The 19,174-nt window shown below is 71.4% G+C and carries 15 protein-coding genes; all 15 read left to right on the top strand.

The genetic code is table 11. From position 1 onward, the window contains the following. Positions 1 to 225: 225 nt before the first annotated feature. The 15 genes from ABD784_RS02240 to ABD784_RS02170 all read left to right on the top strand — a co-directional run bounded on the left by ABD784_RS02240 (position 226) and on the right by ABD784_RS02170 (position 19,130). Positions 226 to 540 (top strand): DUF6504 family protein, encoded by a 315-nt coding sequence (locus ABD784_RS02240; RefSeq protein ID WP_344879329.1) that lies wholly within the window; start codon positions 226 to 228, stop codon positions 538 to 540. Beyond that, positions 537 to 4,088 (top strand): DNA polymerase III subunit alpha, encoded by a 3,552-nt coding sequence (locus tag ABD784_RS02235; protein ID WP_344879326.1) that lies wholly within the window; start codon positions 537 to 539, stop codon positions 4,086 to 4,088. Before ABD784_RS02240 ends, ABD784_RS02235 begins: the two co-directional genes overlap by 4 nt. A gap of 64 nt (positions 4,089 to 4,152) precedes the next feature. After that, complete coding sequence (gene pyrR, locus ABD784_RS02230) at positions 4,153 to 4,761, top strand: bifunctional pyr operon transcriptional regulator/uracil phosphoribosyltransferase PyrR (RefSeq protein WP_344879323.1); 609 nt, start codon at positions 4,153 to 4,155, stop codon at positions 4,759 to 4,761. After that, positions 4,758 to 5,720 (top strand): aspartate carbamoyltransferase catalytic subunit, encoded by a 963-nt coding sequence (locus ABD784_RS02225; protein ID WP_344879320.1) that lies wholly within the window; start codon positions 4,758 to 4,760, stop codon positions 5,718 to 5,720. Before pyrR ends, ABD784_RS02225 begins: the two co-directional genes overlap by 4 nt. A gap of 145 nt (positions 5,721 to 5,865) precedes the next feature. After that, complete coding sequence (locus ABD784_RS02220) at positions 5,866 to 7,212, top strand: dihydroorotase (RefSeq protein WP_344879317.1); 1,347 nt, start codon at positions 5,866 to 5,868, stop codon at positions 7,210 to 7,212. Beyond that, positions 7,209 to 7,760 carry a PH-like domain-containing protein gene (locus ABD784_RS02215; RefSeq protein WP_344879314.1) on the top strand — a complete coding sequence of 184 codons (552 nt, stop codon included), beginning with the start codon at positions 7,209 to 7,211 and terminating at the stop codon, positions 7,758 to 7,760. Before ABD784_RS02220 ends, ABD784_RS02215 begins: the two co-directional genes overlap by 4 nt. Continuing rightward, entirely contained in the window at positions 7,757 to 8,938 is a 1,182-nt protein-coding gene (gene carA, locus ABD784_RS02210; protein ID WP_344879311.1) for a glutamine-hydrolyzing carbamoyl-phosphate synthase small subunit, read from the top strand. Before ABD784_RS02215 ends, carA begins: the two co-directional genes overlap by 4 nt. Then, positions 8,938 to 12,255, top strand: a complete 3,318-nt coding sequence (carB, locus tag ABD784_RS02205; protein WP_344879307.1) for a carbamoyl-phosphate synthase large subunit — start codon at positions 8,938 to 8,940, stop codon at positions 12,253 to 12,255. Before carA ends, carB begins: the two co-directional genes overlap by 1 nt. Continuing rightward, positions 12,248 to 13,099, top strand: coding sequence for an orotidine-5'-phosphate decarboxylase (gene pyrF / locus ABD784_RS02200; RefSeq protein ID WP_344879304.1), 852 nt, complete (start codon positions 12,248 to 12,250; stop codon positions 13,097 to 13,099). The genes carB and pyrF overlap by 8 nt, the downstream gene beginning before the upstream one ends. Before the next feature lie 208 nt (positions 13,100 to 13,307). Then, complete coding sequence (gene mihF, locus ABD784_RS02195; RefSeq protein WP_344879302.1) at positions 13,308 to 13,622, top strand: integration host factor, actinobacterial type; 315 nt, start codon at positions 13,308 to 13,310, stop codon at positions 13,620 to 13,622. 33 nt (positions 13,623 to 13,655) lie between these two features. Beyond that, positions 13,656 to 14,234 (top strand): guanylate kinase, encoded by a 579-nt coding sequence (gene gmk, locus ABD784_RS02190; RefSeq protein ID WP_344879299.1) that lies wholly within the window; start codon positions 13,656 to 13,658, stop codon positions 14,232 to 14,234. A 43-nt stretch (positions 14,235 to 14,277) separates the two neighbouring features. Continuing rightward, on the top strand, positions 14,278 to 14,541 hold the full coding sequence (gene rpoZ / locus ABD784_RS02185; RefSeq protein WP_309079800.1) for a DNA-directed RNA polymerase subunit omega: 264 nt from the start codon (positions 14,278 to 14,280) through the stop codon (positions 14,539 to 14,541). A gap of 19 nt (positions 14,542 to 14,560) precedes the next feature. Further along, positions 14,561 to 15,826 (top strand): bifunctional phosphopantothenoylcysteine decarboxylase/phosphopantothenate--cysteine ligase CoaBC, encoded by a 1,266-nt coding sequence (coaBC, locus tag ABD784_RS02180; protein ID WP_344879296.1) that lies wholly within the window; start codon positions 14,561 to 14,563, stop codon positions 15,824 to 15,826. Between the two features lie 10 nt (positions 15,827 to 15,836). Then, the gene (gene metK, locus ABD784_RS02175; RefSeq protein ID WP_344879293.1) at positions 15,837 to 17,039 is read left to right on the top strand and encodes a methionine adenosyltransferase; all 1,203 of its coding nucleotides are present in this window, start codon (positions 15,837 to 15,839) and stop codon (positions 17,037 to 17,039) included. A gap of 12 nt (positions 17,040 to 17,051) precedes the next feature. After that, the gene (locus ABD784_RS02170; protein WP_344879290.1) at positions 17,052 to 19,130 is read left to right on the top strand and encodes a primosomal protein N' family DNA-binding protein; all 2,079 of its coding nucleotides are present in this window, start codon (positions 17,052 to 17,054) and stop codon (positions 19,128 to 19,130) included. Positions 19,131 to 19,174: the final 44 nt, after the last annotated feature.

Raw genomic sequence — 19,174 nt, 5'->3', positions numbered from 1 at the left:
GCGCGCGGTCTACCGCGGTCCCCTCCATCGTCCCCGGTCAGCAGTGGATCGGAGGTCACGGGGGCCATTCTGCGGGTGGTGGAGGCTAGCGTCGCCTAGGCATTCGAACACATATTCGAATACACTGGAGGTGTCGCTTTCCCCGCTTCCCGGAAGGCACCAACTCCCCGTATCCACTCGTTGCGCGGGCACTCACACCGCGCAGCCGCTGGGCATGGAGGTCTCATGGGTCTGTTCACACAATCGCTCGATGTCGTCCTGGCAGAGGACGGTGCGCTCTCCGCGCTGACCTGGCGCGGACAGCGGTACGACGTGCTGGAGGAACCGGTGCTGTGGTACGAGCGCCGCAAGTGGTGGGAGGAGGAGCAGCGTGCCGAACGCGGACGCGGACGCGGGCTCGTCGACCATGAGATCTGGCGCGTGCAGGCACGCGGCGCCCGCGACGGTGACCTGCGCACCTTCGACCTGTCCCATCATGTCGCCTCCGGCCGCTGGCGGATGATCCGCCTGCACGGGGCCGTGCGCGAGGAGGCCGCATGAGCGGGGGATTCGTCCATCTGGACGTTGCCAGCGCATACAGCGCGCACTACGGCGTCTCCCGACCTGCGGACCTGGCCGCAGCCGCGAGCTCAGACGGTCAGGACGCCCTCGCCTGCACTGACAGGGATGGCCTCTACGGGGCTGTGAAACATCTGGGTGCGTGCATCGAGCAGGGCATCGATCCCATTCTCGGGGTGAATCTGGCCGTCCTCTCCGGAGCCAGCGCGCAGCGACGCGGGGCGAGTCCGGTCCGCCGCCATGTGACCGGACGCGTCATCGTCCTGGCCCGTGGGCACCGCAGGGGCGCGGGATACGCGGCGCTGTGCCGTCTGGTCTCCGCCGCGCACGGCATCGGCGCCGGAGCCGGCGTCGAGGGTGGTGCCGGGCCGGGGATCGTGGGGGTGACCAGGGATGTGCTGGCCGACTACGCCTCCGGGAGGAACCTGCGCAGCGACCTGCGTCTGGCCGCGGGGGAGGGGCCCCTGCTCACCATTCTGCTGGGTCCGGAATCCGACGTCGGGCAGGCAGCCGCCGGCCACGACCGGCGCCTGCTGCGGCGACGGCTGACCGCCTGGCGTCGCGCTCTCCCCGAGGGGGCGCTGGCCCTGGCGGCCGTCACCCACCTCAACGTGCCCGGATCGCGTCTGAGCACCTCGCACGCGGTCAGGATGACCCGGGCGGGGCGCGAGAGCGGGCTCCCGGTGGTCCTGACCAATGCCGTCCGGTACGCGGACCCCGACGGCGCCGCCACGGCAGACGTGCTGGACGCTGTGCGCGCCGCACGGCCCCTGCAACGTCTGGCCGAGGAGCAGGAGGGGTGGCAGCCCAACGGCCAAGGCTGGCTGAAGAGCACGGCCAGCATGATCCGGGTGGCGCAGAGCGTCGGGCAGGCAGCCGGCGGCGTGGAGGTGGCCGTGGACCTCCTCGAGCAGACCCAGCGGATCGCAGACCTGAGCAGGCTCGACCCCGTGTCCGACACCGGGTGGGGTGTGCCCGTCGTCCCCGAAGCGCGCATCATCGGCATCGAGGGCGACCCGGACCGGGAGCTGAAGCAACGGTGCGAGGCCGGAATCACGCGCCTCTACAACGGCCCTGCCCTGCCCCGTCTCGGCCAAGCGGACGAGAAGGCGCTCCGGAAACGCCTGGAGCACGAGCTCTCCGTGATCGCCGATCTGGGCTTCGCCGCCTACTTCCTCACCGTCGCCGAGGTCGCCCGGCTCATCAGCGACCTCGGGATCCGCAACGCCGCCCGCGGCTCAGGGGCCTCCAGCCTCGTCAACTACCTGCTGGGCGTCAGTCACGTGGACCCGCTGAAGCACGACCTCATCTTCGAACGATTCCTCTCCCGGCGCAGGACCACGCTCCCGGACATCGACATCGACGTGGAGAGCGCCGAGCGCCACCGCGTCTACCGGGAGATCTTCGACCGCTTCGGAGCGGAGCGCGTGACGCTCATGAGCATGCAGAACGCCTACCGCGCCCGCGGCGCCGTACGCGACGCCGGGCTGGCCCTGGGCATGGAGCCCCAGCAGATCGACGACATCGCCAAGCAGCTGTGGCGCTTCTCGGCGGGCAGCTTCCGCGAAGCACTCGAGGAGAAGCCTGAGCTGGCCCGCTTCGCCGAGCAGGTCGGCTCCCACCGGCAGCTCGACCTGCTCGTGGACCTGACGGAGCGACTGGACCGGCTCCCGCGTCACATCTCCATGCATCCCTGCGGGGTGATCCTCTCCGACGCCTCGCTGCTGGACCGCACCCCCGTACAGGCCAGCGGACTGGGTCTCCCGATGAGCCAGTTCGACAAGCACGACATGGACCCGATGGGCATGATCAAGCTCGATGTGCTGGGCGTACGGATGCAGAGCGCCATGGCCTACGCCGTCGCGGAGATCCGCCGCCTCCACGGCGGCGCCGAGGAGGTCGCCGCTGCCGGAGCGCACGGAACCGACTACGTCCACCCGGACGGGACGATCATGCTCGAGCACATCCCGCAGGACGATGAGGCGACGTTCGAACTGATCCGCAGCACGCACACCCTCGGCTGCTTCCAGATCGAATCCCCGGGCCAGCGCGAGCTCGTGGGCAAGCTCGCGCCGCAGCGGTTCAACGACCTCATCATCGACATCTCGCTCTTCCGGCCCGGCCCCATGAAATCCAACATGGTCAAGCCGTACCTCGAGAACCGGCACGGCTTCGCACCCGAGGTCTACCCGCATCCCGATCTGAAGCCCGCGCTCGCCGAGACCCACGGGGTCACTGTCTTCCACGAGCAGATCCTGCGCATCCTCCACGTCATGACCGGCTGCGGATACGACGACGCGGACGTGCTGCGCCGCTACCTCGGCAACCCGGACCGCGAACCGGAGGTGGAGGAGTTCTTCCGCACCAAGGCGGCCCGGAGGAACTACGGCCGGGCGGTCATCGACGAGGTCTGGGAGACGCTCCGGGCCTTCGGCAGCTTCGGCTTCTGCAAGGCACACGGTGCCGCGTTCGCCGTCCCCACCTACCAGAGCGCCTGGCTCAAGGCCCACCATCCGGAGGCGTTCATCGCCGGCCTCTGGGAGCACGATCCCGGCATGTACCCCAAGCGCCTGCTGGTCGCCGAGGCGCGCCGGCTCGGGATCCCCATCTTCCCCCTCGACGTCAACGAGTCCGACCTCTCGTACCGGGTGCAGCGGTGCGACGACGGACGGCTGGGGATCCGGCTCGCGCTCAGCGGGGTGTACGGGGTCTCGGCGGCCGAGGTGCGCCGGCTGCGGGCGGGACAGCCCTACGGCTCCTTGAGCGACGTCCGCGAACGCTCCGGCCTGCGCCGGGCCTCCCTGGAGCGCTACGCAGCCCTCGGGGCCTTCGACTCGCTGCAGCGTGGACGCGGCAACCGTGCGGACCTGGTCCGGCACTGGGGGCAGATCAGGTCGAGCGTCCCCGTGCGATACCAGCCGATCACCGGCCAGCTCCCGCTCCCGCTGCCCGACATCGAGCTCGCAACGCTCCAGATCGGCGCACCCGAGCCGACGGCGGAGGAGACGGTCGGCGCCGAGCTCGACCTGCTCTCGGTGGATGTCAGCGCGCACCTCATGGACTCCCATGCGTCGACCCTGAGCCGCCTCGGCACCACGCCGGCAGCCGACCTGCTCGGTCTGCGCAACGGCTCGGAGGTCCTCGTGGCCGGCATCCGCGTTGCGACGCAGACTCCGCCGATGCGCGGTGGACGGCGCGTCGTCTTCATCAGCGTGGACGATGGCACGGGGTGCGTGGACTGCACCTTCTTCCACGAGGCGCAGCAGGCCTCGGCCCCCTTCCTCTTCGGGACGCGCCTGCTCCTCATCCACGGGATCACCCGGCGCACCGGGCCGCGGGGCATCAGCGTCCAGGCGGTGCGGGCCTGGGACCTCGCCGACACCGCTTCGCTGCCTGCACGCGAGGAGCTGCCCGACGCCCGCCAGCTGGCACGGCACCGGGCCGACCCTGCCCCGCAGCCGCAGTCCGTGGAACGGCTCGACACCCTCATGGAGGCCGAAGGGCTCGACAACCGGGTGGCCGCCTCGTGATAACTTAGGAACCGCAAGTCCACCCTTTAAGTCCGTCCAGTGAGGCGGGGAAGGAGGCGGCACCATGAGCTCTGCGGACTCCCACGAGAAGCCCAGCGCCACCAGTGTGTCCACGACGTCGCGCACTGTCCTGACGGGCAGCGACATCGAGCGCGTCCTCACGCGCATCGCCTACGAGATCATCGAGGCCAACAAGGGGACCCAGGACCTGATCCTGCTCGGCATCCCCACCCGCGGGTACCCCTTGGCCCGCCGCATCGCCCAGCGCATCGCCGCGACCGACCCGCAACTCGACGCCGAGGCCCTCGTCGGCCAGCTCGACGTCACCATGTACCGGGACGACCTGCGCCACGGCACCTCCCGCACTCCCTCGCCGACCCGCATCCCCGGGGCCAGCATCGACGGGAAGGTCGTCGTCCTCGTCGACGATGTCCTCTACTCCGGGCGCACCATCCGCGCGGCCCTCGACGCGCTCGCCGACCTCGGGCGCCCGCGCATCGTGCGACTGGCGGTCCTCGTGGACCGGGGACACCGCGAGCTCCCGATCCGTGCCGACCACGTCGGCAAGAACCTCCCCACCGCCACCAGCGAGAAGGTGCGGGTCCACCTCGAGGAGACCGACGCCGTCGACGGCGATGCGGTCAACGAAGTCGTCATCGAGGGGAACGCATGAAGCACCTGCTCTCGACCCACGATCTGGGCCGCGAGGACGCGGTCCGCATCCTCGACACCGCGGAGCAGATGGCCGCCGTCGGAACGCGCGAGATCAAGAAGCTGCCCGCGCTGCGCGGCCGTACCGTGGTCAACCTCTTCTACGAGGACTCCACCCGGACGCGGATCTCCTTCGAGGCCGCCGCCAAGCGGCTCAGCGCCGACGTGATCAACTTCGCGGCCAAGGGCTCCTCCGTCTCGAAGGGGGAGTCCCTCAAGGACACCGCCCAGACGCTGGAGGCCATCGGCGCCGACGCCGTGGTCCTGCGCCACTGGGCCTCGGGGGCGCCGGCCCGCCTGGCGGCCACCGACTGGATCAACGCCGCCGTCGTCAACGCCGGCGACGGAACCCACGAGCACCCCACTCAAGCGCTCCTCGACGCGTTCACGCTGCGCCGCCACTGGTCCCGCGTCCGCGGGATCGAGTCGACGGGCGCCGACCTGGACGGCATGCGCGTCGTCATCGTCGGCGACGTCCTGCACTCCCGGGTGGCGAGGTCCAACCTCTGGCTGCTGCGCACCCTGGGCGCGGAGGTCACGCTCGTCGCACCGCCGACGCTGCTGCCCGTCGGCGCCGACGCCTGGCCGTGCGCCATCAGCTTCGACCTCGACGAGACCCTGCGCACCGGTCCCGACGCCGTCATGATGCTCCGGGTCCAGGCCGAACGGATGAACGCCGCCTTCTTCCCGAGCGTCGCCGAGTACTCCCGGCGCTGGGGTTTCGACGACGTCCGCCTCGCCGCCCTCGACGAGCAGGGCTTCGAGCACACCGCCATCCTGCACCCGGGACCGATGAACCGGGGCTTCGAGATCTCCTCCGGAGCCGCCGACTCGAAGCGCGCCCTGGTCCTGGAGCAGGTCGCCAACGGCGTCTCAGTGCGCATGGCCGTGCTGTACCTCCTCCTCTCCGGCGACAACTGACCCGGCCGGCGGGCACGGGCCCGACCGGCAGAGACGAACTGAATCCGAGCCGCCGACGGCGCGCCCGACCAGCACCTCGCCCGCGCTCCGCGCGCCGTAACAGCGGCCGACGCGACGCACGCGAGAACTAGACTTGGGAGTCACTATGACCAGCACCGAAATCCACCCCGAGGCCTTCCTGATCCGAGGGGCCGCCCTGCTCGGGGGCGATCCCTCCGACCTCCTTCTCGCCGACGGCGAGATCGCCGCCGTCGGCCCCGACGCGGCCGCTCACCCGCGTGCTGCCGGTGCCCGCGAGATCGACGCCGCCGGGCTCGTCGCCCTGCCTGGCATGGTGGACCTGCACACCCACCTGCGCGAGCCCGGCCGCGAGGACGCCGAGACCGTCGAGACGGGCACCCGCGCCGCCGCGCGCGGCGGGTTCACCGCCGTGCATGCCATGGCCAACTCGAATCCCGTCGCCGACACCGCCGGCGTCGTCGAGCAGGTCTGGAGCCTCGGCCGCCGCAGCGGCTGGGTCGACGTCCGCCCCGTCGGCGCCGTCACCGTCGGCCTCGCGGGGGAGCGGCTCTCCGAGCTCGGCGCGATGGCCGAGTCCCGCGCCGGCGTCCGCGTCTTCTCCGACGACGGCATCTGCGTCTCCGATCCCGTGCTGATGCGCCGGGCCCTCGAGTACGTCAAGGGTTTCGACGGCGTCATCGCCCAGCACGCACAGGAGCCGCGGCTCACCGAGGGCGCCCAGATGAACGAGGGCGAGGTCTCCGCCGTCCTCGGCCTCCCCGGGTGGCCGGCCGTCGCCGAGGAATCGATCATCGCCCGTGACGTCCTGCTGACCGAGCACGTCGGATCCCGTTTGCACGTCTGCCACGTCTCCACCGCCGGCAGCGTGGACATCATCCGCTGGGCGAAGGCCCGCGGGATCGCGGTCACCGCCGAGGTCACCCCGCATCACCTGCTGCTCACCGAGGAGCGCGTGCGGACCTACGACCCCGTGTACAAGGTCAACCCGCCGCTGCGCCGGGAGGCCGACGTCATGGCACTCAGGGAGGCCCTCGCGGACGGGACCATCGACATCGTCGGCACCGACCATGCTCCGCACCCAGACGAGGCCAAGGAGTGCGAGTGGGCGCAGGCGGCCATGGGGATGACGGGGCTGGAGACCGCCCTCTCCGTGGTCCAGCACACGATGATCGAGACCGGGATGATGACCTGGGCGGACTTCGCCCGTGTCACGTCGACGACGCCGGCCACCATCGGCCGCGTGGCGGACCAGGGCCGCCCGCTGACCGCCGGCGAGCCGGCGAACGTGGTCCTCGTCGACCCGGCGCACCGCTGGACGGTCGACCCCGGCGCGATGGCCACGATGGGGCGGAACTCGCCGTTCGCCGGCATGGAGCTGCCGGGCCGGGTGGAGGCGACGTTCTACCGCGGCACGCCCACGGTGCTCGACGCGGAGCTGAACACGCCGCGCGCGGCCGGGGACCAGGCGTGAGCGAGTACGGTCTGGCGGCCTTCGCGACCCTCGCCGTCGCGGCCGTGCTCGTGGCGCTGATCGTCCGTGGCTGGCGGGGACGCCTCAAGCGCCAGTCCGGCGTCGCGGAACCACTGCCCGCGCCGGAGGGCCTCGGCGCCCCGCTGGCCTCCGCCGAAGGGCAGTACGTCAGCACGACCACGGCGGGGGACTGGCTCGACCGCATCGCCGTGCACACGCTCGGCTACAAGGCGAACGCCACGCTCTCCGTCCACCCGGAGGGCGTCCTCTACACCCGGTCCGGCGCCCGCGACGTGTTCGTCCCGGCGCGGGACGCGATCGGGGTGCGCCGCGAGTCCGGCATGGCCGGGAAGTTCGTCGAGCGCGACGGACTGGTCGTGCTCGAGTGGCGCCTCGGCGGACGCCCGGTGGACACCGGCTTCCGCGCCCGACGACCCGAGGCGGTCGCCGCCGTCGTCACCGCCCTCGAAGAACTCACGACGCCCGCCGCCGGCGGGCCCAAGACCACCCCTGACGCAGATCAGCCTGAACAGAAGGACACCAAGTGACTGCACAGAAGACCTCCGAGCCCGCACTGCTGGTGCTCGAAGACGGCCGCGTCTTCCGCGGCCGCTCGTACGGCGCCGTCGGCACCACGCTCGGCGAGACGGTGTTCGCGACCGGCATGACGGGCTACCAGGAGACCATCACGGATCCGTCCTACGCCCGCCAGCTGGTCGTCCAGACCGCCCCGCACATCGGCAACACCGGCATGAACCGCGAGGACGCCGAGTCCCGCCGCATCTGGGTCGCCGGCTACATCCTCCGCGACGCCGCCCGCCGCCCGTCCAACTGGCGCAGCGAGAAGCCGCTCGACCAGGAGCTCGCCGAGCAGGGCATCGTCGGCATCCAGGGCGTCGACACGCGCGCCCTGACCCGCCACCTGCGCAGTGTCGGCTCGCTCAAGGGCGGCATCTTCGCCGGCGACGCGGCCCGCCGCCCCGAGGCCGAGCTGATCGCCGAAGTGCAGGGCCAGCCCTCGATGAAGGGCGCCCGGCTGGCCGAGGAGGTCAGCGTCGACGAGGCGTACGTCGTCGAGCCGTCCGCCTGCGGATGGGAGGGCGAGCCGCGGTTCACCCTCGCCGCGATCGACCTGGGCATCAAGGGCATGACCCCGTTCCGCTTCGCCGAGCGCGGCGTCCGCGTGCACATCCTCCCCGCCGCGTCCACAGTCGAGGACATCATGGCCGTCCAGCCGGACGGCGTGTTCATGTCCAACGGACCGGGCGACCCGGCGACCGCCGACGTCCAGGTGGAGCTGCTGCGCAACGTCCTCGACGCGGGCACGCCGTTCTTCGGCATCTGCTTCGGCAACCAGATCCTCGGCCGTGCCCTCGGCTTCGGGACGTACAAGCTGCGGTTCGGGCATCGCGGCATCAACCAGCCGGTCATGGACAAGACCACCGGCCGGGTGGAGATCACCAGCCAGAACCACGGCTTCGCCGTCGACGCGCCCACCGAGGGCGTCGTCACGGCCCCCGTGGAGCGCTTCGGCCGCGTCGAGGTCAGCCACGTGTCCCTGAACGACGACGTCGTGGAGGGGCTGCGCTGCCTGGACCGCCCCGCGTTCTCCGTCCAGTACCACCCCGAGGCGGCGGCCGGGCCGCACGACTCCGCCTACCTGTTCGACCGCTTCATCGATGTGATGGCAGCCCACGCCGAGACCAAGACCAAGGAAGTCAACTAATGCCGAAGCGCGAAGATCTGAAGTCCGTCCTCGTCATCGGCTCCGGCCCGATCGTCATCGGCCAGGCCGCCGAGTTCGACTACTCCGGGACGCAGGCCCTGCGCGTGCTCAAGGAGGAGGGCCTGCGGGTCATCCTCGTGAACTCCAACCCCGCCACGATCATGACCGACCCCGAGTTCGCCGACGCCACCTACGTCGAGCCCATCACCCCGGAGGTCGTCGAGAAGATCATCGCCAAGGAGCGTCCCGACGCCGTCCTGCCCACCCTCGGCGGGCAGACCGCGCTGAACACGGCGATCGCCCTGGACAAGAACGGGGTCCTGGAGAAGTACGACGTCGAGCTCATCGGAGCGAACATCGCGGCCATCGAGCTGGGCGAGGACCGCGAGAAATTCAAGGGCGTCGTCGAGCGCTCCGGCGCCGAGTCGGCGCGCTCCGTCATCGTGCACAGCCTCGACGAAGCGTTCGCCGCGGTCGACTACCTCGGCTACCCCATGGTGGTCCGCCCGTCCTTCACGATGGGCGGTCTCGGCTCGGGCATGGCCTACAACGCCGAGGACCTCCGGCGGATCGCCGGGGCGGGCCTGCAGTACTCGCCGACCACCGAGGTGCTCCTGGAGGAGTCCATCCTCGGCTGGAAGGAGTACGAGCTGGAGATGATGCGCGACAAGAACGACAACGTCGTGGTCGTCTGCTCCATCGAGAACTTCGACCCGGTCGGCGTCCACACCGGCGACTCGATCACGGTGGCCCCGGCCATGACGCTGACCGACCGCGAGTACCAGCGCCTGCGGGACATCGCGATCAACGTCATCCGCGAGGTCGGCGTCGACACCGGCGGCTGCAACATCCAGTTCGCCATCGAGCCCGACACGGGCCGCGTCGTCGTCATCGAGATGAACCCGCGCGTGTCCCGCTCGTCGGCCCTCGCCTCGAAGGCGACCGGCTTCGCGATCGCCAAGATCGCCACGAAGCTCTCGCTCGGCTACACCCTGGACGAGATCCCGAACGACATCACCAAGAAGACCCCGGCGAGCTTCGAGCCGACGCTCGACTACGTCGTCGTGAAGGTCCCGCGGTTCGCCTTCGAGAAGTTCCCGGCGGCGGACAAGACCCTGACCACCACCATGAAATCGGTCGGCGAGGCCATGGCCATCGGCCGCAACTTCACGGAGGCCCTGCAGAAGGCGCTCCGCTCGCTCGAGCAGAAGGGCGCGGAGCTGACCTTCGACGCACCGGACGCCGACGAGGTCCAGCGGCTGCTGGACGCGTCCGAGAAGGGCAGCACGGAGCGGCTCTCCAATGTGCAGCGGGCGCTGCTCGGCGGCGCATCGATCGAGCGCGTCTTCGACGCCACCAAGATCGACCCCTGGTACCTGGACCAGCTGGCCCTGATCAACGAGACGGCCGCCGAGATCCGTGGTGCGGAGTCCCTGACCGAGGACGTCCTGCGCAACGCCAAGCACCACGGCTTCTCCGACGCCCAGATCGGCGCACTGCGCAACCTGGACGAGGCCGTCGTCCGCGGCGTGCGGCACGCGCTCGGCATCCGCCCCGTCTACAAGACCGTCGACACCTGCGCCGCCGAGTTCGAGGCGTTCACGCCGTACCACTACTCCTCCTACGACGAGGAGAACGAGGTCGGGCGGCACGAGAAGCCCAGCATCATCATCCTCGGCTCGGGACCGAACCGCATCGGCCAGGGCATCGAGTTCGACTACTCGTGCGTCCACGCGACCCTGGCCCTCCGCGAGGCCGGCTACGAGACCGTGATGGTCAACTGCAACCCGGAGACCGTCTCGACCGACTACGACGTGTCGACGCGCCTGTACTTCGAGCCGCTGACCCTCGAGGATGTCCTGGAGGTCATCCACGCGGAGCAGGTCACCGGCGGCGTGCACGGGGTGTTCGTCCAGCTCGGCGGGCAGACCCCGCTGAAGCTCGCGGCCGACCTCAAGCGTGCCGGCGTGCCGATCCTCGGGACCAGTCCCGAGGCCATCGACCTCGCCGAGCACCGCGGCGCCTTCCAGCGGGTCCTGGACGCCGCCGGCCTCATCGCCCCGAAGAACGGCACCGCCGTCTCCTTCGAGGAGGCCAAGCGCATCGCCGACGAGATCGGGTACCCGGTCCTGGTGCGCCCCTCCTACGTGCTCGGCGGCCGTGGCATGGAGATCGTCTACGACGAGCCCAATCTGGCCCGGTACATCGAGAACGCCACGGAGATCACGGAGGACCACCCGGTCCTCGTCGACCGGTTCCTCGAGGACGCGATCGAGATCGACGTCGATGCGCTCTTCGACGGCACCGACCTCTACATGGGCGGAATCATGGAGCACATCGAGGAGGCCGGCATCCACTCCGGTGACTCGGCGTGCGTGCTGCCACCAATCACCCTGGGGTCGGACGTCATCGACCGGGTCCGCGAGGCCACTCGCCACATCGCGGCCGGCGTCGGGGTCCGTGGCCTGATCAACATCCAGTTCGCGCTGGCCTCCGACGTGCTCTACGTCATCGAGGCGAACCCGCGCGCGAGCCGCACCGTTCCGTTCACCTCTAAGGCCACGGGAGTCCAGCTGGCCAAGGCGGCCGCTCTGATCGGCACCGGGGCGACCATCGGGTCGCTGCGCGCCCAGGGACTGCTCAACGGAGCCGGCGACGGATCGACGCTGCCGCTCAGCGCTCCGGTCTCCGTCAAGGAGGCTGTGCTGCCCTTCGCCCGCTTCCGCACCCCCGAGGGGCGCGTGGTCGACTCGCTGCTCGGACCGGAGATGCGCTCCACCGGCGAGGTCATGGGCATCGACAAGTACTTCGACACGGCCTTCGCGAAGTCGCAGGCGGGGGCCAACAACCCGCTGCCGACCTCCGGCCGCGTCTTCGTCTCCGTCGCCAACCGCGACAAGCGCTCGATCGTCATCCCGGTGAAGCACCTGGCCGACCTCGGCTTCGAGATCGTGTCCACCGGCGGCACCGCGGACGTCCTGCGCCGCAACGGCATCGGGGCGACCGTGGTCCGCAAGGTCAGCGACGAGGCCGCCGAGGGGCAGGAGAGCATCGTGGACCTGGTCACCGACGGGAAGATCGACCTGATCCTCAACACCCCGTCCGGCGGGGACGCGCGCGGGGACGGGTACGAGATCCGCGCGGCTGCCACGAGCGTCGGCGTCCCGGTCATCACGACTGTGGCAGAGCTCGGCGCGGCGATCCAGGCGATCACGGCCATCCGCGAATTCGCCTGGGACGTCACCAGCCTCCAGGAGCACGCCGCCGTCATCGCCGCAGGCATCGCCGAGCAGGCGGAGGCGGTCGCGAGTGTCTAGCGAACCGTTCGGCGGACGCCTGGCCGCGGCGATGGGGGAGCGGGGCCAGCTCTGCGCCGGCATCGACCCGCACCCCGGACTGCTCGCTTCCTGGGGACTCGCCGACGACGTCGACGGACTCCGCGCCTTCTCGCTGACTGCGCTGGAGGGCTTCGCGCCCGTCGTCGCCGCCGTCAAGCCGCAGGTCGCGCTGTTCGAGCGGCACGGCTCCGCCGGGATCGCCGCGCTCGAGGAGCTGCTCGCGGCGGCCCGCGCAGCGGACGTCCTGACCATCGCCGACGCGAAGCGGGGGGACATCGGCTCCACGATGGCGGCCTATGCCGACGCGTGGCTCCGCGACGGATCGCCGCTCGCGGCCGATGCGGTGACGCTGAGTCCCTACCTGGGGTTCGAGTCCCTGCGCCCGGCGCTGGAACTGGCCGAGTCCACCGGCCGGGGAGTCTTCGTGCTAGGACTCACCTCCAATCCGGAAGGCGCCTCGGTCCAGCACGTCGGAGGTGACCGGTCGGTCGCCAAGGGCATCGTCGACGCCGTCCGTGCGGAGAACGCTGCGGCCGCCGACCGCGGGCGCGCCGAGGGGGCCCTGGGGCATACCGGGCTCGTCGTGGGCGCCACGGTCGGGGAGGCGCTCGGCCTGCTCGGGCTCGACCTCGGCACGACCGGAGCCCCGATCCTGGCCCCCGGATTCGGTGCCCAGGGAGCAACGGCGGAAGACCTGCGCAGCCTCTTCGGCAGCGCCTGGCCGCAGGTGCTCGCCACCAGCAGCCGGGGACTGCTCGTCGCCGGTCCGGACGCGTCCGTGCTCCGGGCCGCGGCGGAGCGCGCCCGCGACGGACTGGCCTGAGCGCGCCGTTGCCGGCCCGGCGCCGCACGCCGGGCTGACAGGGGAGGATCCGGCCTGGCCACCGCTGGTCGGATCCTCCACGTTCACTCAAACACCGTTGCTTCTTAGCCGACTGTTCGCTAGGTTCGGAGCCACACCGAAGGTTCTGGGGTCGGCCGAACGGGGCCGCCTCGGCGAACCATCGAGCCGGCCAAAGGGGTACAGTGTCATGGTTCTGAAATCGTTGTCCGATGAAGATCGTGCCAATGCACGCGCCAAGGCGCTGCGTTCCCGGGGCCGCCGGGCCGAGATCAAGGAGGCCTTCCGGCAGGGCACCATGGACATCGGCGAGATTCTGGAGCTCGGCGCCACCGACGAGGCCGTCGGGAGGCTGCGTGTGGCGGACCTCCTGGAGGCCGTCCCCGGCATCGGCGAAGTCAGGGCCACGGCTCTGATGGAGAAGCTGGGCATCTCGCCCAACCGCCGGGTCCGCGGGCTCGGACGCAAGCAGCAAGCGGCGCTGATCGAACACTTCTCCCAGTGAGGCCCGGTGAAGCGGGCCCAGACGAAAGGCACCATGACCGCGTCGCAGCACCCGCAGATCACCGTCCTCGCCGGACCGACCGCCGTCGGGAAGGGCACTGTCTCCACGTACATCCGTGAGAACTATCCCGAGGTCTGGCTCTCCGTCTCCGCGACGACCCGCGCCCCCCGCCCCGGGGAGCAGGACGGCGTCCACTACTACTTCATCGCCCGCGAGGAGTTCGACCGGCTGGTCCAGGCGGACCAGATGCTCGAGTGGGCGGTCGTCCACGGCAAGAACTGCTACGGCACCATCCGCGACAAGGTCCTCGAGGCCGCGGCAGCCGGACGGCACGTCCTCCTGGAGATCGATCTGCAGGGCGCCCGGCAGGTGAAGAAGACGCTCCCGGACGCGAAGTTCGTCTTCCTGGCCCCGCCGTCGTGGGAGGAACTGGTGCGCCGACTCGTGGGCCGCGGCACGGAATCCGCCGAGGAACAGCAGCGCCGCCTCGAAACCGCTAAACTGGAACTTGCCGCCGAGCCGGAGTTCGACGTCACGATCGTGAACGACGACGTCAAGCGCGCCGCCGACGAGCTGGTCTCCCACATGGGACTCGCTCCGCGCGACGTCTAGCCGACTCCACCGAAACGACTTTCTACAGAAATCTGGAGGCTTCGTGTCCACGAACCTTGAGGGTGTCATCAACCCGCCGATCGACGACCTGCTGAAGACCACTGACTCCAAGTACGCGCTGGTCATCAACGCTGCCAAGCGGGCCCGTCAGATCAACGCCTACTACGCCCAGCTGCACGAGGGCCTGTTCGAGTACGTCGGCCCGCTCGTCGACACCAAGCTGAACGAGAAGCCGCTCTCCATCGCCCTGCGCGAGATCAACTCCGGCGTCCTCCAGGTGAAGCCGCTGGACGAGTCCGCGGCCTGACCTTCGTCGGGTCCACCACATGACGCAGCAGCGAATCGTCCTCGGCGTAGGCGGCGGCATTGCCGCCTACAAGGTCGCTTCGCTGCTGCGGCTGTTTAAAGAGGACGGGTTCCACGTCGACGTCGTCCCGACCGCCGCGGCCCTCGAGTTCGTCGGCAGGCCCACCTGGGAGGCGCTCAGCGGCAACCCGGTCACCGACACCGTGTTCGAGGCCGTCGACGCCGTCAACCACGTCCGTCTCGGCCAGCACGCCGATGCCGTGGTGGTCGCCCCGGCGACCGCCGACCTCCTGGCGAAGGCCGCGGCCGGCATGGCCGGCGACCTGCTCACGAACACACTGCTGGCCACCCGCGCCCCGGTGCTCATGGCGCCTGCCATGCACACCGAGATGTGGGAGCATCCCGCCACCCGTGCCAACGTCGAGACGCTCCGCCGTCGGGGGATCCAGGTGCTCGACCCGGCCACCGGCCGACTGACCGGCAAGGACTCGGGACCCGGCCGCCTTCCCGAGCCGGAGACGATCCACGCAGCCGCCCTGCGCCTGCTGGCCGGCTCGGCGACCGACGACCCCTCGGCCGTGCCCGCCGGGGCCCGGCAGCTCGAGGGCCGGACGGTCGTGGTCACCGCCGGTGGCACGCGCGAGCCCCTCGACCCCGTGCGCTTCCTGGGCAACCGCTCCTCGGGCAAGCAGGGCATCGCGATCGCGCGGGCAGCGCTCGAGGCCGGCGCCGCCGTCCGCTTCGTCGCCGCCCACATGGACGAGCCCGCGCCTGAGGGCGTCGAGGTCACACGGGCCGGCAGCGCCCTCGAGCTCCAGCATGCCGTCCTCGAGGCCGCACGGGGAGCGGACGCCCTGGTCATGGCCGCGGCGGTGGCGGACTTCCGCCCCGCCGACTACACGGACGCCAAGATCAAGAAGACCGACGACGGGGACGCGCCGACGATCCGACTCGTGCGCAATCCAGACATCCTCGCCGAGCTCGTCGCCGCACGCGAGGCCGGGGGACCGGACGGGGCCGGCCTGCCGCCGATCATCGCCGGCTTCGCCGCGGAGACCGGCGACGGCGACTCCAGCGTCCTCGACTACGGGCGCCGCAAGCTCGAGCGCAAGGGCTGCGAGCTCCTCGTCGTCAACGAGGTGGGAGTCGACCGGACCTTCGGCCAGGACACCAACGACGCGACCATCCTCTTCCGGGACGGCTCCGAGCCGGTGCCCACCGCCGGATCCAAGGACGACGTCGCGCGGGCCGTAGTCGACGCCATCGTCAGGGTGGGTAACCGGTAATGTTGTGCGAGTGACTGAAGCCAAGACCCTCCGCCTTTTTAGTTCCGAGTCCGTGACCGAGGGGCATCCCGACAAGATCTGCGACCAGATCAGCGACGCGATCCTCGATGCCATGCTCGAACAGGACCCGAACTCCCGGGTCGCCGTCGAGACGATGACGACGACCGGGCTCGTCCACGTGGCCGGCGAGGTCACCACCGAGGGGTACGTCGAGATCCCGCGGCTCGTGCGCAGCACGATCCTCGGGATCGGCTACGACTCCTCGGCCAACGGGTTCGACGGCGAACGGTGCGGCGTCTCGATCTCCATCGGCCAGCAGTCCCCCGAGATCTCGGACGGCGTCAACAAGTCCCTCGAGGCCCGGGAGGGTCGGCTGCAGGACCCGCGCGATGCCCAGGGCGCCGGTGACCAGGGCTTCATGTTCGGCTACGCGAGCGACGAGACAGACGCCCTCATGCCGACCCCCATCTTCCTCGCCCACCGCCTCTCCGAGCGCCTGACCGAGGTGCGCAAGAGCGGGGCTCAGCCGCTCCTGCGCCCCGACGGCAAGACCCAGGTCACCATCGGATACGACGGCGACCGGCCCGTCGCCGTCGACACCGTCGTCGTCTCGGCCCAGCACGCCCGCGAACTCGCCCTCGAGGACGTCCGCGAGATCCTCCAGGACGACGTCGTCGCGCCCGTCCTGGCGTCGAGCGGCCTGGACACGAGCCGGACCAAGGTGATCCTCAACCCCGCCGGTCCCTTCATCGTCGGCGGCCCCGTCGGCGACGCCGGGCTGACGGGTCGCAAGATCATCGTCGACACCTATGGCGGCTTCGCCCGCCACGGCGGCGGGGCGTTCTCCGGCAAGGACCCGTCCAAGGTGGACCGGTCCGCCGCCTACGCCATGCGCTGGGTCGCGAAGAACATCGTGGCCGCCGGTCTGGCCCGCCGCGCCGAGGTCCAGGTCGCGTACGCGATCGGCCAGGCCCGTCCCGTCGGGCTCTACGTCGAGACGTTCGGCACCGAGACCGTCGACCCGTCCCGCCTGCCCGCTGCGATCCAGGAGATCTTCGACCTGCGCCCGCTCGGCATCATCCAGGAGCTCGACCTGCTCCGTCCCATCTACCAGGCCACCGCGGCCCACGGCCACTTCGGCCGGGCCGATGCGGGGTTCCCCTGGGAGGAGACGAACCGGGTCGACGAGCTCCGGGCCTACTTCGGCGTCTAGGCCGTCCCGAGAGTGGACGCGTCCCAGCCGTCCCTCCTGAGGGGCTTCGACGTCAGCGGTCCGGCCCCCGGGGGACCGAAGGCAGCGGCAGAGCATCCGATCGCCCGCGTCCTGCTGGAGACGGCGGTACCGCATCTGGACCAGCTCTACGACTACCTCGTCCCGGCGGAACTGGACGCGGCGGCGGTTCCCGGAGCCCGGATCCGCGCCCGGTTCGGCGGGCAGGAGCTCAGCGGCTACATCGTCGAGCGGACCGACACCGCCCAGCCGGGGCTGAAGCTGCAGCCGCTCCGGCGCGTCGTCTCGGCCGAGCCGGTGCTCGCCCCCGACGTCCTGGAGCTGTGCAGCGCGGTGGCCGAGCGCTACGCCGGCGTCGTCCCCGACGTGGTCCGGGCGGCCGTGCCGCCCCGGGCGGCGCGCGTCGAGAAGGAGGCGTTGCCGCCCGCCCCCGCGGCGGATGCAGACGGCCCCTCCCCAGGCCCCTCCGGCGGCGCTGACGCAACCAGTCCCGCGCAGACGCCCGCCCCCGACGCGGACGGGGTCCTCGCCCGGTACGACGGCGGTGCCGACTTCCTGGCGGCGGTCGCCCGAGGCGAGCGCGCCCGCGCGGTCGCGACGCTCGCTCCGACCCACGGCTGGCGCACCGGGCTCGTCGCGGTGACGGAGGCGGTGGCCGCCGCGCGGGCGGCGGGCCGCGGCGCCGTCGTGGTGGTCCCCGACCAGCGGGACGTCGACCGGCTCTGCCGCCATCTCGACGAGCACCTGGGCGCGGGCGCCTATGCCCGGTTGACCGCCGACGACGGCGCCTCCGAGCGCTACCGCCAGTTCCTGGCGCTCAGCCGGGGACGCGTCCGCGTCGCCGTCGGCACGCGCTCGGCCGCGTTCGCGCCCGTCCGGGACGTCGGCCTCCTCGTCATCTGGGAGGACCACGACCAGTCACACGCCGAGCCGCGGGCCCCCTACCAGCACGCCCGCGAAGTCCTCCTGCTGCGCAGCGAGCTGCAGGAGGCCGCGCTCCTGATCGCCGGCACATCGCGCACGCCCGAGGCGCAGCGGCTCGTGCTCACCGGGTGGGCCGCCGAGCTCGCCCTGCCCCGGGGAGAGCTGCGCCGCAGCGCACCGCGGGTCCTCGCGACCTCCGACTCATACCAGGCGGAACGCGATCCGGTGCTGCATGCCGCCCGGCTGCCCCGTGCCGCCTGGCAGGCCGCCCACGACGGACTCGAGCGAGGGCCCGTGCTCGTCCAGGTCGCCCGCACCGGGTTCATCCCGGCGCTGCGCTGCGAGCGGTGCCGCGAGGCCGCCCGCTGCCTGGAGTGCAACGGGCCGCTGGCCCTCTCGGAGCAGGGCGGGACGCCGCAGTGCCGCTGGTGCGGCGTCGTCGCCCACGGCTGGGCCTGCCTCGCCTGCGGGGCCCAGCGACTGCGCGCGGCCAGCGTCGGGGCGGACCGCACCGCCGAGGAGCTCGGGCGGGCGTTCCCCCGGGCCCGGGTCGTGTCGGTCACGGGGGCGAACCCGCGCGAGAGCGTCACCGGGGCGGGGACCCTGGTGGTCGCCACGCCGGGGGCGGAGCCCGTGGCGGAGGGGGGCTACGCGGCCGTCCTCCTGCTCGACGGGGACCGCATGCTGGCCAGGGACTCGCTGCGCTCCGCGGAGGAGGTCCTGCACCGCTGGATGGCGGCGGCCCACCTCGGCCGTCCCAGCGTGGACGGGGGAGTCGTGGTGGTCACCGCCGCGGACTCGGACCCGGTCCGGGCCCTGGTCCGCGGGGACGCCCCGGGCTACGCCGAGCGGGAGCTCCAGCAGCGGCGCGAGCTCGGGCTGCCGCCGGCCGTCCGCAGCGCCGCCGTCACCGGGCCCTCGGCTGCGGTCGAGCGATTCGTGTCCCGTCTGGACCTGCCGGAGTCCGTCCGCCGCGTCGGTCCCGTCATCGTCGAGGACGACGACGCCGTGAAGCACCGCTGGCTGCTCTTCTTCCGGCACGCGGACGGTCCCTCGGTCACCGGCCAGCTGAGACACCTCAAGGCCGTGTTCTCCGCCAACCGGGAGCCCGTGGTCAATGTGCGGGTCGACGGCGACACGCAGCTCTGAACGGTGCCGGTCGGGGAAGGGCCCCGCGGCGGACGCGGGGCGGG

The sequence above is a fragment of the Zhihengliuella alba genome, assembly GCF_039538765.1.
In the GTDB taxonomy this organism is placed as follows: domain Bacteria; phylum Actinomycetota; class Actinomycetes; order Actinomycetales; family Micrococcaceae; genus Zhihengliuella; species Zhihengliuella alba.
Note: the sequence above shows the minus strand (reverse complement) of the source record. Positions and strands in the feature narration are given on the sequence as shown.

What these genes read in the sequence shown, in the direction of transcription:
- ABD784_RS02240 (WP_344879329.1), top strand. Translation starts at nt 226, where the DNA reads ATGGGTCTGTTCACACAATCGCTCGATGTCGTCCTGGCAGAGGACGGT.
- ABD784_RS02235 (WP_344879326.1), top strand. Translation starts at nt 537, where the DNA reads ATGAGCGGGGGATTCGTCCATCTGGACGTTGCCAGCGCATACAGCGCG.
- pyrR (WP_344879323.1), top strand. Translation starts at nt 4,153, where the DNA reads ATGAGCTCTGCGGACTCCCACGAGAAGCCCAGCGCCACCAGTGTGTCC.
- ABD784_RS02225 (WP_344879320.1), top strand. Translation starts at nt 4,758, where the DNA reads ATGAAGCACCTGCTCTCGACCCACGATCTGGGCCGCGAGGACGCGGTC.
- ABD784_RS02220 (WP_344879317.1), top strand. Translation starts at nt 5,866, where the DNA reads ATGACCAGCACCGAAATCCACCCCGAGGCCTTCCTGATCCGAGGGGCC.
- carB (WP_344879307.1), top strand. Translation starts at nt 8,938, where the DNA reads ATGCCGAAGCGCGAAGATCTGAAGTCCGTCCTCGTCATCGGCTCCGGC.
- mihF (WP_344879302.1), top strand. Translation starts at nt 13,308, where the DNA reads ATGGTTCTGAAATCGTTGTCCGATGAAGATCGTGCCAATGCACGCGCC.
- gmk (WP_344879299.1), top strand. Translation starts at nt 13,656, where the DNA reads ATGACCGCGTCGCAGCACCCGCAGATCACCGTCCTCGCCGGACCGACC.
- coaBC (WP_344879296.1), top strand. Translation starts at nt 14,561, where the DNA reads ATGACGCAGCAGCGAATCGTCCTCGGCGTAGGCGGCGGCATTGCCGCC.